Origin of the sequence: Halosimplex salinum, assembly GCF_003730195.1 — an archaeon.
Classification (GTDB): domain Archaea; phylum Halobacteriota; class Halobacteria; order Halobacteriales; family Haloarculaceae; genus Halosimplex; species Halosimplex salinum.
This window is the reverse complement of sequence record NZ_QWGG01000003.1, coordinates 566,170-582,629: the sequence shown is the minus strand read 5'-3', so window position 1 is coordinate 582,629 and position 16,460 is coordinate 566,170. Positions and strand designations below refer to the sequence as shown.

Genomic DNA, 16,460 nt, shown 5'->3' with positions numbered 1-16,460 from the left:
CACCCGCGAACGGAACCACCGACCATTATGTGCTGTCGGTTTTTAGGCCTCCCTAAAATGATCGGACGGACACTCACCGACATCAGGGCGGAACTGGAGGCGCTGACGGACTCGGCGGGGGCGTACTACGTCCAGTGCGGTCGCACGGGGGAGCGGCCGGTGCCCGTGGACGGCCGGCGCTTCCCGGACAGGGCGAGCGCGGTCGAGGCGGTTCGGGTGGCCCACGCCTACCGCGCCACGCTTCGGCGGTACGACCCGCGGGCGCCGTGGTACGACTTCGTGGTCTGTGAGGCGGGGGACGACTCCGTGGAGAGCCGCGCGTGGGCGTTTCCGCCGACGGGAGCGACCGGCGGCGACTCTCGGCGGGCGCTGGTCGCGTACTGTCACGACCTCGCCGGTGCGGTGTTCGAGGCGCTGTCGGCCAGCGACCACGACGCCGTCGAGCGGGCGGTGATGGACGCGTATCTCGACGCCGCGGAGCGGACCACGGACCGCGACCGGCTCTGTCTCCAGCTCCTCGCCACGATGGCGACCGAACTCCAGGCTCGCCTCCCCGCGGCCGCACGCGCGGACGCCCTCCAGCGGGCGACCGTCCACCTCCCCGCGGTTCCGGGTAGCTCGGCCCCGGTCCGCGACGCGCTCGACCACCTCCGCACGACCGGCCTCCTCGCGGAGTACGACCTCGTAGAGGGGCGCTGGGACCGGCCCCGGACGGTACGGATCCGCGGCTACGAACTCCGGGCCGTCGAGGACCGCCTGCCGACCCTCCCGCTCTCGGCGGAGACGGTCCGACGCGTTCCCGGCCACCCGCCCGTCGTCTCCGGCGCGACCCGCACCGACGACGGCTGGCGCGTCACCCTCTCTCCGGCCGGACGTAACCCTGCATCCGCGAGTACTGCCGTCCGGATCGACGGCTGAGTAGGTCGTCCACCGCTCTGACGGCCGGTCTCTCTCCCACCTGTCGACCCGGATCCGAATCCATACATCACATATCGCTATACGAAGGCACGGGTCCCGAACTTGGCGTCGGCGTACCCGACGTGTCGAACAGGTGCGTTCGCTGACTGCGGTCGCCATGCCGTTTCGGCGTCATCGCGCCGTTCCACCGAAATTGCGCCGTTTTGCCGCAATCGCATCGTTTCGCCGCGATCACGCTGTTCCGCCGCAATCGCATCGTTTCACCGCCGATACCGTCCGTGCCCACGCGCGGGATCGCTCCCCACGCGCCGGATCACTTGACGACTGTCACTGGCACCGGGGACCGGTACACCACCCCGTGCGTCACGTTCTGGTAGAGGAGCCGACGCAGGCCGGTCCGGCCACAACTCCCGATAACGATGTGGTCGGTGTCGGACGAGTCCGCGTGCTCGACGATTTCCCGGACGGGACAGCCGACCGCAGTCATCGTGGTGATCGAGCCGCCGTGGGCGTCCGCGGTTTCGGACACCGTCTCGAACAGTTCGTCGGCGTGCGTCCGCTGGGACACCGTCACCGGGTCGTGGACGTACATACCGCCGATTCCGTACGCCGCGTTCAGCCGTGACACGTGCAACGCTGTGATCGATGCATCTGGATACTCGCGAACGGCGTGTTCGACCGTCTTACGGGCCGAACTCGGGCTGTTGATTGGTACGAGGACCTTCACACCACGCCGTTGAAACTGTTCGTACATGAAGGAATCTGGTAGTAAAATGGAGATCTAGTATATGCAGTTCGCCGGTTCCGTTCGACTAGTTCGCGTCTCGATCGCCCGTGTCGCAGGTGTACGACCGGGGACGACGACCGTCGAAGACGAACGCTGCCGATTCGAACGCCGCCGTGATATATCCGTGCGAGCGGCGTTGCACTCTCAATCGATGGTCATGGAAGCGCTGCAAGATCTGGGACTCTTCGCCACCGGGACAGCCGCCGCTGGATTGCTCGCGCGGTACGGAATCCAGCGGTTCTCCCGACTCGCCGAACGGGGGATCGAACGGTCCTCCGACGTCGTCGAGCGGGGAATCGAACGCTCCTCGGAAGTCGTCGAGCGCGGAATCGAGCAGTATTTCGACAGAGAGACCGCTCGGCACGAAGCCGAAGTGGAGGCTCACGGTGTCGTGTCGTCGCGGCTCCACGAGGAACGAGCGAGCATCGTCGTCGAGCTCTACCGGAGATTCGTCCAGTACGAACGGGACATGCGAGCGCTGAAGACGGGGCCGTCGAGCGACGCCGCGACCGACCAACTGCTCCAGACGGCGACGGAGTCCGGCAACGACTTCGCGACGTACTACGCGAGGAACAAGATCTACTTCCCGCCCGATACGTGCGAGACCGTAGAGCGTGTACAGGGCGCGATGACCGACGTCCTCGACGGGTTCCGTGCCGGGACGTCCCACGGTGACCGCGCCGAGCAGCGAACAGACGTCGAGAGCGGTCTGGCGGATTGGCGAGAGGTGACCGGGGACGAGGTCCCCGAGCTCACGGCCGAACTGGAGACTCACTTCAGGGAGCTGCTGGGGGTCGACCTGGACGGAAACCGACTGGACGACAGCTGACGATCATGGCGGCCGTTTTCGAGCTACTCCACGCACCTGTCGGAAGCCACCGGTAACGGTTCGTCCGGCCGGAGATACTCGAACCGTCGAATCGCGGGACTCCATCTATTCGGCTAAAATGCCCTTCATGAGAGTGTGGGCTTCGATCCCTACCGTGGTCAAAACCAGGATCGTTCACATCAGCGACACCCATCGCGGGAAGCACCAGTACGAATCTGACGGGCGACGCGACGACGTCGGACAGGAGCACGGCGCGGCGACCGAACTCGAGGAGCGACCGTTCGGCGCGTCGACCATCTCGTTCGGTAGTGGCGACGGCATCGCCCGCGTCCGCGACGTTCTCGACGACTACGACCTCGCGGAGGCGGTCGCGAGGATCGAAGTCGTCGTCGAAGACGGCGCCGTCACGGCGGAGCAGGCGACACACCTGGCGAACGACGCAGGTGTGGCTGTCGTCGACACCGACCGCCCCGTGGACGAGGAGACCGAACGGACACCCCCGATTGCACGGAATGCGGTCGAGACTGCCGCATTGAGTAGTTTTCGACGGCGTTCGGGACGGGAGACGGAACCGACTGCACAGAACGCGACCGAGCCGGCGACGGTCGACGAACCGAGAGACGACTTCGAACAAGATGAAGAACACGGACAGCAGATGACGGACGAACGTACAGAATTGGTCAACGCGCGCGACAGGCTCGACGCCGAGCTGTCGGATCTCGGCGTCGAAATCAACGACATGCTGGCGAGGCTCGACGCGATGGACGAAGACATCGCGGCGGCGGTCACGGAACGCGACGCGGCGGTGAACGCGTTCCTGCCCGACGATCAGATCCCGGAGTCCGTGGACGATGATACTCGCGATGCCGTCGCGTCCTATCTCGACAGGCTCCCGGAGGAAGTAGACGTGCGGTCGGAGAAAGTGGCGATGAAGACCGACCGGCTGAAAGCCGAGAACAAGACGGCTGCGGACGCTCGCGACGATATCGACGAGATCGCGGCGGTGATCGAGCGCCTCGTCGACCGGACCGACGAGGCCGAATCGAGTGTCGACGACGCTCGCGAGGAACTGGACGCCGCCCGGTCCCGGTACGCGGACGACCTGGCGGCACTCGCGACGCGATTCGAACCGTTCGACATCGACCTCACCCGGGAGAACCTCGGAGCGGTTCTCGACGACCGGATCCCGGAGCGCAAGAGCGAGCTCCGGGCGTCGGTCGAGAGCATCAGAGAACGCGTCGCGGATCTCTCGGCGCGAAAATCCAAACTGGCGGCGGACCGCGACAAGCTCCACTCGATCGTCGGTGGCGGCACCTGTCCGACGTGCAACCAGAGCGTCGGTTCGGACCGCAACGAGAACGAAGTGGAAGCGATCGAGAACGAACTCCACCAGACCGAACGCCGACTCGGCGCGGCCGAGCAGGAACGCGACGAGCTGATCGCCGACATCGAGGAACTGGACGACCTGCGTGAGGAGGCGCTCCGCCTCCGTTCGTTCCGTTCCGAAGCGATGGCGGAGGCGGCGGGCCGTCTCGAGGACCTCCAGGCGGATCTCGCGGAGGAACGTGCGGAACTGGCCGAGGCGAAAGCGGAACGCGACGAGGCGGACGCCGCGATCTCGACCCTCGAGATAGAGATCGACAGTCACGAAGCCAACATCGACAGAGTACGGGAGAAAATCGCCGAGGGAGACGCCTGTCTCGAGGCGTTCGACGTGGTCGACGACCTCCGAGCGCGTGTCGACGAACAGGTCGACGAACTCTCTGACCTACAGGAGGAGTTCGAGGAGATGGAACTGGAACGCGCGTCGCTCGACGCGGAAATCGAGGACCTCACGGATGAGTGACCCGTACACGTTCCGGTCCATCTCCGTCGAGGGCGCGCGCCGCGACGACGGCCCGCGGACCCGGCGTGGCTCCCACGCAGCACCGAGGAAAACGCCGGTGTCGCGGACACCGCTCTCGGACGCGTCCACCAGGCCGGTCTCTGGTGCTGTGGGCCGCCCGTCGCGGATGGGGGCGCAGTGCCACTCGGTGGCCGATTCCGTCACACCGGGACAGGTACGACGCCGGTCGGGACGGGCCGCGCTGCCGACTGGATGGGGTGCAGTACTGCCGGCGAGAGGCGACAGGACGTCTCCGACGCCCGATCGCGAACAGCCCATCGAACCACTCGACGAGAGTGCAGGCGACGGCGAGGACAGGGCCGGCGAACGTGGCGACCCCGGCCGCGACGTGTCGGAACTCGACGCTGTCGGCGACAACGATCACGACGTCCACGACGTCCACGACATGCAGGAGGACAGTGACGAATCCGACGACGGTCACGATGTCCACGACGTTCACGACGTCCACGACATCCAGGGCGACGACGATGACGACGACAGCGACGATGACGATGACGAAGACAGCAACGAAGGCAGTGACGAAGGAAGTGAGGACGACGACGACGACATCCACACGGACAGCGGCGAAGGTGACGACAGCGACGATGACGCCGACAGCGACGACGAGGGCGGTACCGACGGCGGCGGTGACGGCAGTGACGACGACGAAGACAGCGACGACGAAGACAGCGACGACGACGTCACCGACAGCGAGGGCGGCTACGAGTACGCTCGCGAGGGACTGGACGCCGCCCGGTTCAGGGTCGCGTACGACCGACCGGGACGCACCGGCAAGTTCGGGACGCCCGATATCCGCCTGGGCGTGATCGGGTGTGGTGAGACCGCAGAGGCCTCGTACCTGCCGCAGCTCTCGTCGCTCCCGGACGCGACTGTCACGGCGATCACCGATCTCTCGCGCGAGCGCGTAGAGCGCGTCGGAGACCGGTACGGGGTCGCTCATCGGTATCAACGAGGTGAGACCCTGATCACGGAACACCGGACCGACCTCGACGGGGTCGTGATCTGTACCCCGCCGCACACGCACGCGGATCTTGCGGTCCAGGCACTGGACGCCGGACTGGCGACGTTCGTGGAGGCTCCGCTGGCTCTCAGGCCCGAGGACGCGTCGACCCTCCTCACGCTGGTCGAGCAGTCCACGGTCCCGGCGATGGTCGGGTACACGAGACGGTACGACCCGGCCTACCAGCAGTTCGAGTCAGTACTCGAACGCCGAATTCCGGTCCGCCACGTCGATGCGTACGACGTGACGCCCGTCGATCCACGGACCGCCCGACCCGTTTCGGACCCGGCTTCGGAGGCCCTTCCGCAGGCGGTCGCGGCCGATGCCGACCGGATACGGACCGGGCAGGCGAAAGACGCGCTCGGGACCGACACGGACTGGATCGCGGACGAGTACCTGTCTCACCTGGAACAGCTCTGCCACGACGTGAACGTGCTCAGAGGCCTCTACGGCGACGTGGCCGAGATCGATCACGTCTCTCTCGACGGTCCGGGGGAGTTCTTGACGGCGACACTCGGCTACGAGGGAGGAACCGAGTGTCACCTCACCTCGGGGCGGATCGACGGGGAGTGGTCCGAGGAGTACGTCCGCGTCGATACGGCCGACAGCGTCGTTCGATTCGATTGCTCGGACCCGTACTACGGGCACTCGCCGTCCGCGGTGACGATCAAAGAGGGGACGGACGAGGTCGTCACGCGCACGCACGTCCCGACGGTCGAGGAGCCGGTCGAACGGGCGCTCGGAGCGTTCCTCGAAGCGATCCGGACCGGGAAACCGACCCAGACTCCCTTCGCCGACGCGGCGAAGGACGTGGCGCTGATCGCGGAACTGGTCGAACGAGGGACGGTGACCGAGTGACCGACTCGACGGGTGGCTCGTGTACGTACGTCCACACGGACATCTCGACGTCCTCGCTGGAGGAACCCTGGCAGTGTCCGCACGACGCCGTGGAGGGGCGAGAGCAGTGCGTGTTTCACCATTCGGCCGCCGAGCGAGAGGAGGTCGGGCTCTCGGAGCGCGACGTCCAGCGGCGGTTCACGGCGGCGCTCGACAGCGGCGACCCCGACCGTCGGGCGTTCGTCGGTGCGACGCTCCCGGGCCTGGACTTCGACCACATCGACTTCGACCACGACGACCAGCACCTGCTCGACCTGCGTCACACGCGCATCCGCGGGGACTTCGTGGCGAGTTACGCCAGGTTCGAGGAAGCCGTCGACCTGCGAGACGCGAAACTCGGCGCGTTTCGAGCCGACGCCGTGAGCTTCAGTGACGGCCTGCTCTGTCGACGAGCGACGTTCGAAGGGGAGGTCGACTGTTACGGCGGGACCTTCACTGGCGACGACGTGGTGTTCACCGGCGCGACGTTCGAAGCCGCCGTCAGGTTCGACCAGGCCACCTTCGCCGACGCCGCCGCCTTCGACGACGTGACGTTCTCCGACGAGGCGACCTTCCTCGGGACCGAGTTCCACGGTCGCTCGATCGACATCGGCGACTACACCTCCTTCGAGGGTGCCACGTTCGAGGACGTCGCCCGGTTCGACTACACGCAGTTCGAGGCCACTAGCTTCGAGGAGACGCAGTTTACCGACACCGCACACTTCGGGGAAGCGACGACGACCGCGCCGGTCAGGTTCGACCGGGCGACGTTCGAATCGGCGGCCGACTTCGACGGGTCGACGTTCGGAGACGACGTCTCCTTCGCGACGGCCGCGTTCGAGGGCGAGGCGCAGTTCCGGGGCGTCACGTTCGACGGCGGCGGGACGATGCTGCACGAGGACGCCGACTTCTCAGCGGTTCACTTCGGACGGGCCGTCAGTTTCGAGTCGGGACAGGTCGGCGCCGCGACCTTCGAGGCGGTGGTCTTCGACGCCGACGCGTGCTTCCGTGATGTCGCGTTCCGGGAGAACGCGTGTTTCGACGCGGCGCAGTTCGCCGGTGAGGCCCGCTTCGACGAGGCCACGTTCGACGCCCGGGCGTCCTTCGAGGGCGTGACCTTCGCGGCGGTGGCGAGCTACCCCGGCGTCGAGTTCCGCGGGTCCAACAACCACGACAGCGCCAGCGTGACCTTCGACGACGTGGTCTTCGGTGGTGACGCGAACTTCCACCACGTCTCGTGTACCGCCGCGAGCTTCCGTAACGTCCGGTTCGAGGGGGACGCGTGCTTCGTCGAGAGCAAGTTCCTGAAACACATCGACATGAAGGTCGGCCGGATCGGGGTCGATACCCCTGTCGACTTCACCGAGGCCCGTCTCGCGGCCGGAGCGGTCGTCCAGCCCGAACACAGCTGGGTCAGGTACGACCTGACGAAAGCGACGGTCGGCGATATCGTCTTTCGGGTCGAGGGCACGGAGAACCGGGACCTGTTCAGGTACCTCCGCTTTTGCGAGACCAAGTTCGAGGGCTTTGACTTCATGGCACACGCCCACTACCTCACCCGGTCGGACTGGCGGCTCCACGACTTCGACGACGACGGCCTCGAACACGAGTACGCCGTCGAGACGACGCCCCAGGCGATCGAGAAGACCTACCAGCGGGCCAAGATCAGCGCCTCTGAGATGGGGAACGTCGAAGCCTCGGGGAAGTTCCGGTTCAAGCGCCAGCAGTACGCCCGCAAGAGCTACCAGGACATCGCGTCCGACCCCGAAGAGTCGGTGGGGACGCGGATCCGAAACGGCCAGCGTGTCGGTGAGAACCTCTTTCTCGGGATCACCTGCGGCCATGGGATGCGGCTGTACCGGATCGCCGCGATGTTCGCGTTCTTCCCGGTCGGACCGGCGCTCCTGTACACGTTCGGCGGGCCCAGGTTCCGCACGGGGGCCGGCCAGATCTACTCCCTCGTCGAACTCTCGACGGTGGGTGGGATCGAGACGTTCGCGGCGAACCTCCACTTCAGCTACATCACCTTTCTCACGATCGGGTACGGTAACGTCGTCGCCGAGGGGATGCTGGGACTCGTGATGGTCAGCATCGAGGCGTACGCCAGCGTCGTTCTGGGCGGGCTGTTCATCTACGCACTCGTCAAGCGAAGCGAACTCTAACCCCCGCTCGCAGGCCCGTGTCGGCGTCACGTGCTTTTCTACTCGCAGGACGTGTCCGGTCAGAGACGGTGTTCGATGCCGACGGCAACGGCGAGTGTCCGCACGGGTAGATCAACAATACTCCGCGTACGGTACGGTCACGACGACGAAAATACGATTCGCTCCGAAGCTAAACTGTTCGGCGAGATTCTCGATTCCGGGGAGAAGAGCCGACGCCGGGATTCGAACCCGGGTATCCGTCCAGGGAGCACTTTTCTTTTGTTGTGCGCCTTCACCTTACTAGACACGCCGGCTCGTGGCGGAACGGTATTTCGACCGCCCTGGTTCGGCTTCTCGGCCTGCCGCCATCTCGTATTCGTGGCCGTTCACCCATAAACCACGCGCTAGGGTCCCGAAGTTCGAACGTTCGACGGCGACCTCACCAGATGCGTCGCTCCACGCGAGTCCGGTATCGCTGCGCGTCGTCGAGCGCTCCGGCCCGTTACCCCTCGAGAGCCGACGGCCAACAGCGCACGAATATAGGGGTAGTAAACGGATAGTGTATACCGGAAGGAAACCGAGACACGACGCCTGGCTTGGGTAGTTTAGGTTCTCTGGAGTCCGCAGATACAGTGTGTTACGAGCACTCGATGGACGTCCGCTTTCGTTCGCTCTCCCGGGCGAAACAGCGCATACGATCGGCAAAGGGGGTTTACAGGCACTCGGATCGACGCGTCCGACGCGAGCGGCGCTTCGGCACCGCTACCGGTATCGCGACCCTGCACTTGAGGTCGAGCGGTTCGACGCGACGTTCCCGAGTCCGGTCGGCATCGCAGCGGGCTTCGACAAGAACGCGGAGGCGATCCACGGGATCGCGGCTCTGGGATTCGGGTCCGTCGAGATCGGCACAATCACCCCGGATCCCCAGAACGGCAACCCGCGGCCGCGACTGTTCCGGCTCCCGGCGGACAGGGGGCTGATCAACCGCGTGGGGATCAGCAGTCAGGGGGCAGACCGCGTGCGGGAACGCCTCGATGCGAACGGGACGCCCGACGTTCCGATCGGCCTCAACGTCGGGAAGATGCACTCCTCCGACGAAGCCGAGGCGCTCGCGGACTATCGTCGCGTGGTCGACCGCCTCTCCCCGTACGCCGACTACGTCGTGGTCAACGTCTCCTGCCCGAACACGGCCGAGGAGTTCGACCAGCAGTCTCCAGCGCATCTGCGGGGGATCTTCGAGACGCTCGAAGCCGAGGACGACGAGACGACCCCGGTCCTCGTGAAGGTCGACCCGGACACGTCCGAAGACGCGCTCCGCGAGGTCGTCGACGTCGGCGAGGAGTGCGGACTGGACGGCATCATCGCGACGAACACGGCCAGCGAGCGGCCGGATCTCGCGTCACCGCGCCGGTACGAGTGGGGTGGACTGAGCGGGAAACCGATCGAAGACCGGTCGACGGGCGTCGTCCGGACGCTCGCCGAGTACACCGACCTCCCGATAATCGGCGTCGGCGGCGTCGACTCGGCGATCAGTGCATACGCGAAGATCAGGGCGGGCGCGTCGCTCGTCCAGCTCTACACCGGGCTCGTCTACGAAGGTCCCGCTCTCTCCCGTCAGATCAACAGGGGACTGGTCACACTGCTCGAGCGCGACGGCTTCGAGTCGGTCGAGGACGCGGTCGGCGCGGACCTCGAGTGACCCGCGGGCCAACGACCCCCGGCGGTGCGTCACTCGACGCGAGTCGGTTCCGATGCGTGTTCTCGCGGCGTTTCACGTTCCCGTCACCGGCCGATCCCGAATCCTCTGAGGAGACGACGGATGAAGAGTCCGCAGACGAGTCCCGCGAGCACGAGCGCGCTCGATAGCCGCCTGTCGATCGGCCGGACGAATCGCGTCCCCGTATCGGACACGACGAGGGCCCCTGCCGGTCGTGCCGAGAGCCCGCCGCCGAGTCCACCACCTTCTGTGTCGTCGTCGTCGCCGCTCGTGCCGCCACCGCCGCCGACGCCGTCCGCGCCGCCGCCGCCCCCGCCGCCGCCCCCGCCGAGTCCGTACTCGACCTGTGCGATCGGGACGACCGTTCGGTCGCGGTGCTCGATGGGCGTACCGTACACCGTTTCGGCGCTCGTACCCGATTCGATCGCTTCGCCCAGTGACTGGAATTCGTCCGAGATATTCATAGCGGCCCCCGGGTGGTGTCCGTCACACGTGTCGCCAACTCCGGGCGGACTCCGTGGTGTGACACGTCCCGGGTCGAATCCACGTCACGGTCGCCGATGTCGACGGACTTGTTCGGTCGATCCGTCCGATCGGTTCCTCCGATGGCCGCGAAAGTTCTGTCCTCGACGGCAACACCTGCGTACGGTGCCTGACCGGCGGGAGTCACGACCGTACAGTTTCGAACGGCGAGATCGGATGTCATCGACGTGAACGTGGACGGGCGGACGTATAGCACCGGGTGGCCGTCGAACCTGTGCACACCTGTCTCCCCGGAATTTCCACCGTTCGGAAACTTCAGGTTCGTCTGGACACACTGGCAGACCGAGTTCCGGATCGGCACCAGCCGGCGACGGTCTCCGGTTCGTATCGGCAGCAACGCGGCGCTGTGGTGAGCTACACCGTTCGAATGACTCTCGCTCTCCGCGACGCAATTCGCTCAACGAGAAAGTGATATGGGTAGCTCCGTTCGTGCAGAGGGTGGTCTATGAGGATCGGCGTTTGATAGACAAAGCACATGTCGACCACTGAACAGAGCCACACTATCGGTCTCCTGTGTAAGACGAACAAGCCGGTGTTCACGGAGGTCGCCGAGCGCCTCCGGGACGCCGGGCATCGGGTTCGGTACTTCCACCCTCGGTCGGGACTCTCACCGCGCCAGGCGGCAGATATGTCACTGATAGTGAACAAGAAGACGCTCCCGGTCGCGCTCCCGTCGCTGTGGCACGCTCGACAGGTCGGAACGCCACTCTGGAACAACCTCCAGGCGACGATCGCGCTCAGTTCACGGCTGCTCGGGCTTCGAGCGGTCTCGGAGGCGGGGATCCTCACCCCTGACGTCACCTTCGAGAAACCCCCAGGCGAGTACGTCGCGAAAGGGTTCAACGTCTGGGACGACGACCCCGAACTAAACGGTGAGGGGGATTTCTATCAAGAACTGATCCCGACGGAGCCGGTGGATTTCAAGTACTACGCCGTCAACGACGGCGAACAGACGCGCGTCGCGGGCAGGCGCGTCACTTCGAAGCTGTACGGGCAGAAACGACTCCTCGGCGGGATCCAGACCAGGCCAGCGCTCGCCTCCTCGTTACGGCAACTCGTCGAACGGTTCGACCTCCGGGGTGTCGGCGTCGATCTCGTCGAAGACGACGACGGTCAGTTCTGGGCCGTCGACGTCAACCTCGCGGCGGGATATCGGGACACTGCACTCGAATCTGCCCTCACTACGTCGATCGTTTCGCGCCTCCCAGACGAGTGAACCGGCGCCTGCTTTCCGCCGGGACCTCGAAGCGCGCGTCCTGACGGTTTCTCCAGGCGGTGCATGTCGAGTGCCTCTGGATCGGTTCGTCTCCGGGCGCTCGTCCACCTCGTTCTGATACTCGTTGCACGTACTGCTCCACGATGCGTTCGCGACAGCCGTATCAGCATCGGGAATTCCCTCGTGCTACGATGCGAGGGAAATTACGATTGCCGGGGGATGAGCGGGTCGATCGCCAGCGTTCGTTTCGCGACGGTGAAGATGCGGAAGATGTACGAGATGAGAGTCATGAAGGGAAGGAGCGAGAGCGAGAACGAGGCGCCGGTAACGGGGATGACGTTCTCGACGCCCATCGTCTCGTTCGGGAAGGTCTTCCCGTCCAGGGAGACGAGCATCGTCCCCGCGAGGATCAACGCCGGCACGGCCATCGTGAGAACCACCTGCGAGAGGCCGATCACCGACCACTGGAAGTACACCGTCTTGATGTACTCCCGCGCCGGTCCGTACAGCATCAGTGCCTCCTTCAGTTCTTCGAGACCGTCGACGTGCTCGGTCGTGAGGTCGTCCTCGTACTCGTCTACGATGCGTTCGACCTGGAACATCTTCCAGCTGTAGTCGAAGTTCAGGGCGGCGAACACGACCTTGAAGGTGCCGAATTCGGCGTCTTCGAGTTGCGATATCACGTCTCCTGCGTTCTTCACGGTCCCGTCGGACAGGTCCTGGAGATCCGTGTTCAGCTGCTCGTTGCCCGTGTCGTCGAACTCTTGAAGCGCCTCGGCCCGGTCCGACGTGGCTTCGAGGATGTCGGTGAGAAAGATGGACGGTTTCGTGGAACAGGGTCCGTCGATCAGCTTCGACGCCAGTTCCCGAAACGCCATCGCGCCCTCCAGCCGTTCGAACTGGTCGCCGAGCGGACCGTGCTCCTGTGTGAGGATGAGCTGTCCGAAGGTGACGACGAGGGTCGTCCCGGTCACGATGACGATGATCATCGTCGAGAACAGCCGTTCGGCCAGGTCACCTTCCGCGTCCACCTGGTACAGCGACGGACGGATGATGTAGACGCCGGTCGTGAATACGAGGAAGAAGGCGATGGCCATGAGCCCGGCGATGACCAGCCGGTTTCCAGACAACAACAGCCACGACACGACCCGATGTGTGTCCGCTCGCTCGCGGACCGTGTCGTCCGTGTTGACTACCGTCTCAGGGCACATTGTAATTCAGGGGCATGTATCGGTCGATTGCGCGTATCGCGACAGCGGGGCTTCCCACGCTTTCGCGTTCGAATGGAGGGAGGGAGGATACGACGCCGGACGGTGTCGCACGGCCGTCGGACGCCGTTCGGAGTCGGTCGACTGTGAGTGTGGTCACGTTCGGGTTGGGTCGTCTCGTTCAGTCAGCGATGGAGCGGAGTCGGATCGGGAGTGCACGACAGCCGTGTTCCGCGTCACGACTGGTTCGTCCCTCCGTCTCCCATCCGGTCGCGCACGTCGTACTGGATCCTGACAGTCGCGTCTCCGCGAAGGGAGACCGACTCGATGGCGCCCCGGAACCAGTACGCGTCGACCGCATCGTCGACGAGGCCTCCGACAGGCTGACCGCGAACGATATCACCGCTGAAGGACGGTGGGTCGTCACGAGTCGTCGCGACTGCTGCCGTGGCCTCGAAGGAGTACGTGCTCGGTTCGGCAGTCCCTCTCCCGTCGATCACGATGGCGTGGGGGAACTGGTCGCCGGCGTCGCCGTCCGCGGAATCCAGCGGCCGGAGCGGAGCGGCCGACGCGGCGGCTTCGGCACTGGTCGGGACGCCGTCGGGTACCGAGAGGTCGGGGTCGTTCGACACGTCGGGACCGACGTCGACGGTCGACCCGCTCGCTTCCTGGATGGTCCCCCGGTAACCTCCGCTCTCGAACCTGATCCGTCCGGGAGCGTCGTTGGCGCCGGCGACTATCGCGTTGGGATAGGGGCCGTCGGCGAAGTGCGAGTCCCTGATCGTCACGGGACCGCCGTTCCAGACCCAGACGGGGCGGCCGTTGGTTTCGACGTAGTCGCCGCCGTCGTGGCCGTAGTCCGTGGTATCGGTGTAGGCGACGCAGTGTTCGATCAGGTCGTCGCCGCCCGCGCAGCGAAACGTCGCGACGCCGTTGTTCTTCCCGAAACAGCTGTCGAAGTGAACGCTGCCCGGTCCACTGGCCGTATTCGAACAGTGAAACCCGTTGTTCGGGAATCCCTGGACGTTACAGTTGCGGAACGTCACGTCCGCCTCGTTGTCGTGGTGCAGGAAGACCGCGCCGGCTCCGTGACCGCCGCTCGCACCGTCCCCGGTCGCGCCGTCGCCCATGTAGACGTTTTCGAAGCGAACGTCGCCCCGGCCGGCTTCGATCGATATCACGAACTGGTCACCCCGGTACAGCCCCTCGAACCCGACGTTTCGGACCACCGAGTTCGCACCTGTGACGCGCAGACGAACGCTCTCTCCCGTCGAAACGTCGATCAGTTTGTTTTCGAACACGTCTCCGCGACCGACGTGGATCTCCTGTCCCCGGGCGCGTACGACGTCGCACCCTTCGCTCCTGTTCGTATCGCTTACTGAAGGCTCGATTGCCATGTACTCTCGAGAGCGTTCATTCCAATAAACGACCCAAGCGATCGAACACACGAATAGCCGAATACGTGGATACGCGAATCGGTGAATCACCCCGGAATCCGCGTCCTCGAGCACGGAGCGGCGGCATCGTGAAGTCCCGATTCGCCCGTGGGACCACCGAACGAGGAGTGCTCGACCCCCGTTCTCGCCTGTCGTGTGCTCGCGCTCCTACGTCGGTGGGACGTGTTTCCGAACCGCCGACTTCGCGCGGTCGGACGGCACGTGCCCGCCGCCGTCGAGGGCCTCGAACACGCCGAGGTCCCGGAGCAGGGTCTCGGTCTCCTCGCGGGAGAGTCTGAGGTCGCGCTGGACGTGGTATATCGCGGTCGCCGTGTCCAGCGCCTCGCCGATCGCTTCGCGGCCGATGTCGTTCCGGGCGCAGATCTCCTCGACCCTGGAGTCGTCGTCTCCCGTCTCCTCGTCGCCCGGGCGCTCTTCCTCGTCGAGGTGGACGCAGTCGGTGCAGGGGTCGTAGTCCGGGACCGCCGTCCCGTCCAGGACTGCGACGTCGAGCGCCGGTTCGAGTTTGGGGCAGTCCTCCCGTTTGTGGTAGGTCTCGGTCTGTGAGTTCGTCGCGACCGCGACGCGTCCTCTCTCGAGGTCATCGGAGACGCAACTGCCACACGGACGATGATGCGGCACGACGGAGCGGTCCTTCTCGACGAAGTCGGCCGCCCGCTGCAACTGCGGGCAGTCCTCCCGGACGTGGAACACCTGCGACGGACTTCCACCGCTGGACGCGATGTACACCGTGCCGTCGACGTCTTCGATTTCTTCGACGGGTTCGTCGACGTCTTCGGTTCCTTCGGCTGGTTCGTCGGCGTTCTCTGCGTCCTCGATGGTGTCGTCGCTGTCCTCGGTTGCTCCGGCCGTATCGTCCGGGTCCTCGGGTCCGTCGCCGTCGATATGCTCGTCGCGCTCTACCGGTGAGTACAGTTTCCGCCGGCCGTCAGTGGGGTCGGGCACGGTCTGAACGAGACCAGCCTGCACGAGCTTCGGCAGCCAGGATCGAACACTCTGGAGCGTGGCGTCGACCTCGTCCGCTATCTCGCCGGATGCTCTGGATCCACCGAGCTCCCGCAGTGCGAACACGGTCTCGCGTTCGCCGTCAGTGAACTCGTCCCGGGGCACGCTGGGATATCTCCCGCTCGAAGTGTCGGCGGACTCCTCGCTATCGGACGCTCCGTCCTCGGTTCCCCCCTCGAGTTCGGCGATGCGCTCTTCGAGGTCCTCCGCCTGTCGAACGACCTTCACCACGCGCTCGCGGGACTCGTCGCCCTCCTCCGCGACGGCCCGCAGACTGGACTGAACGTTCTCCAGTACCTCCTCCAATCTGCCGGTCTCCTCCTGGAGTCCGTCGTGTTGCTCGCGGATCTGTTCGCACTGTGCTTCCAGAACCTCGGGACGCTTCCCGCCCTCGCCGCCGTCGATCGGATCGAGAGACGGTGGGAGCCCGAGATTCAGGGTGATGCACAGGCTGCCGTCGTCCATGGCCCGTTCGTCCACCGTGGCGTCGACGCCCATCTGTTCGAGCGGCTCGAGGACGTCGGCGATCCGCCGATGATGCTCGGCGAGGTCGCTCATCGCCACCCTCCGTGCAGTCGTCCGTTCGTCCACGACGGTGCCGGGCCGGGCGACGCACTGGTAGCGTGCCAATCCCAGCGTTCTGCGACCTCGTCTCCCGGCTGGCCCACGCTGGTCGCTCCGGCCGCGGGACGGTCGAGTACTCGTCGCGACCGCTCCACAGTGGCGCGTCGGGACGTGAATGGCGTTTGGGACTCGCGTCTCGATAGCAGGGCGGGAGTGCCACCGGTACGAGACCGGGGCCGATACCTGTTCGTCGGACGACTCGTCGAATAGTGTCTATCGTATTTCAATTCGTG

The 16,460-nt window shown here is 65.5% G+C and carries 11 protein-coding genes and 2 pseudogenes; 7 read left to right on the top strand and 6 right to left on the bottom strand.

All coding sequences use genetic code 11. The annotated features are described in order from the left end of the window. Positions 1-57: 57 nt before the first annotated feature. Positions 58-918, top strand: coding sequence for a DUF7551 domain-containing protein (locus tag D1409_RS11150; protein ID WP_123537037.1), 861 nt, complete (start codon positions 58-60; stop codon positions 916-918). Positions 919-1,231: 313 nt separating this feature from the next. Here D1409_RS11150 and D1409_RS11145 read toward each other — a convergent pair whose 3' ends face one another. After that, entirely contained in the window at positions 1,232-1,672 is a 441-nt protein-coding gene (locus D1409_RS11145; protein ID WP_235853543.1) for a universal stress protein, read from the bottom strand. Positions 1,673-1,856: 184 nt separating this feature from the next. Here D1409_RS11145 and D1409_RS11140 point away from each other — a divergent pair, with 184 nt between their 5' ends. The 5 genes from D1409_RS11140 to D1409_RS11120 all read left to right on the top strand — a co-directional run bounded on the left by D1409_RS11140 (position 1,857) and on the right by D1409_RS11120 (position 10,156). Next, on the top strand, positions 1,857-2,534 hold the full coding sequence (locus D1409_RS11140; RefSeq protein WP_123537036.1) for a hypothetical protein: 678 nt from the start codon (positions 1,857-1,859) through the stop codon (positions 2,532-2,534). 154 nt (positions 2,535-2,688) lie between these two features. After that, positions 2,689-4,380 (top strand): hypothetical protein, encoded by a 1,692-nt coding sequence (locus D1409_RS11135; protein WP_123537035.1) that lies wholly within the window; start codon positions 2,689-2,691, stop codon positions 4,378-4,380. 187 nt (positions 4,381-4,567) lie between these two features. Further along, positions 4,568-6,298 (top strand): Gfo/Idh/MocA family protein, encoded by a 1,731-nt coding sequence (locus tag D1409_RS11130; RefSeq protein WP_123537034.1) that lies wholly within the window; start codon positions 4,568-4,570, stop codon positions 6,296-6,298. Continuing rightward, entirely contained in the window at positions 6,295-8,478 is a 2,184-nt protein-coding gene (locus tag D1409_RS11125) for a pentapeptide repeat-containing protein (protein WP_123537032.1), read from the top strand. Before D1409_RS11130 ends, D1409_RS11125 begins: the two co-directional genes overlap by 4 nt. A gap of 613 nt (positions 8,479-9,091) precedes the next feature. Then, positions 9,092-10,156 (top strand): quinone-dependent dihydroorotate dehydrogenase, encoded by a 1,065-nt coding sequence (locus D1409_RS11120; protein ID WP_123537030.1) that lies wholly within the window; start codon positions 9,092-9,094, stop codon positions 10,154-10,156. Between the two features lie 83 nt (positions 10,157-10,239). On the opposite strand, the gene D1409_RS11115 is transcribed toward D1409_RS11120, so the two are convergent. Then, positions 10,240-10,638 (bottom strand): spore germination protein GerW family protein, encoded by a 399-nt coding sequence (locus D1409_RS11115; RefSeq protein ID WP_123537028.1) that lies wholly within the window; start codon positions 10,636-10,638, stop codon positions 10,240-10,242. 98 nt (positions 10,639-10,736) lie between these two features. Continuing rightward, positions 10,737-10,880 (bottom strand): annotated as a pseudogene (locus tag D1409_RS25725) (allantoinase); the annotation flags it as partial. A 312-nt stretch (positions 10,881-11,192) separates the two neighbouring features. On the opposite strand from D1409_RS25725, the gene D1409_RS25390 reads away from it, so the two are divergent. Then, on the top strand, positions 11,193-11,933 hold the full coding sequence (locus D1409_RS25390) for an ATP-grasp domain-containing protein (RefSeq protein WP_235853542.1): 741 nt from the start codon (positions 11,193-11,195) through the stop codon (positions 11,931-11,933). 203 nt (positions 11,934-12,136) lie between these two features. Here the strand turns inward: D1409_RS25390 and D1409_RS11100 are convergent, their stop codons facing one another. The 3 genes and pseudogenes from D1409_RS11100 to D1409_RS11090 all read right to left on the bottom strand — a co-directional run bounded on the left by D1409_RS11100 (position 12,137) and on the right by D1409_RS11090 (position 16,161). Next, entirely contained in the window at positions 12,137-13,144 is a 1,008-nt protein-coding gene (locus D1409_RS11100) for a hypothetical protein (protein WP_123537024.1), read from the bottom strand. Between the two features lie 485 nt (positions 13,145-13,629). Further along, positions 13,630-14,538 (bottom strand): annotated as a pseudogene (locus tag D1409_RS11095) (hypothetical protein); the annotation flags it as partial. A gap of 207 nt (positions 14,539-14,745) precedes the next feature. Then, positions 14,746-16,161: a MarR family winged helix-turn-helix transcriptional regulator gene (locus tag D1409_RS11090; protein ID WP_123537019.1), complete on the bottom strand. Its 1,416-nt coding sequence runs from the start codon at positions 16,159-16,161 to the stop codon at positions 14,746-14,748. Between the last annotated feature and the right edge of the window lie 299 nt (positions 16,162-16,460).

Excerpts from the sequence above, each read along its gene's own strand:
- D1409_RS25390 (WP_235853542.1), top strand. The coding sequence starts at position 11,193 with ATGTCGACCACTGAACAGAGCCACACTATCGGTCTCCTGTGTAAGACG.
- D1409_RS11100 (WP_123537024.1), bottom strand. The coding sequence starts at position 13,144 with ATGTGCCCTGAGACGGTAGTCAACACGGACGACACGGTCCGCGAGCGA.
- D1409_RS11090 (WP_123537019.1), bottom strand. The coding sequence starts at position 16,161 with ATGAGCGACCTCGCCGAGCATCATCGGCGGATCGCCGACGTCCTCGAG.
- D1409_RS11145 (WP_235853543.1), bottom strand. The coding sequence starts at position 1,672 with ATGTACGAACAGTTTCAACGGCGTGGTGTGAAGGTCCTCGTACCAATC.
- D1409_RS11115 (WP_123537028.1), bottom strand. The coding sequence starts at position 10,638 with ATGAATATCTCGGACGAATTCCAGTCACTGGGCGAAGCGATCGAATCG.
- D1409_RS11150 (WP_123537037.1), top strand. The coding sequence starts at position 58 with ATGATCGGACGGACACTCACCGACATCAGGGCGGAACTGGAGGCGCTG.
- D1409_RS11140 (WP_123537036.1), top strand. The coding sequence starts at position 1,857 with ATGGTCATGGAAGCGCTGCAAGATCTGGGACTCTTCGCCACCGGGACA.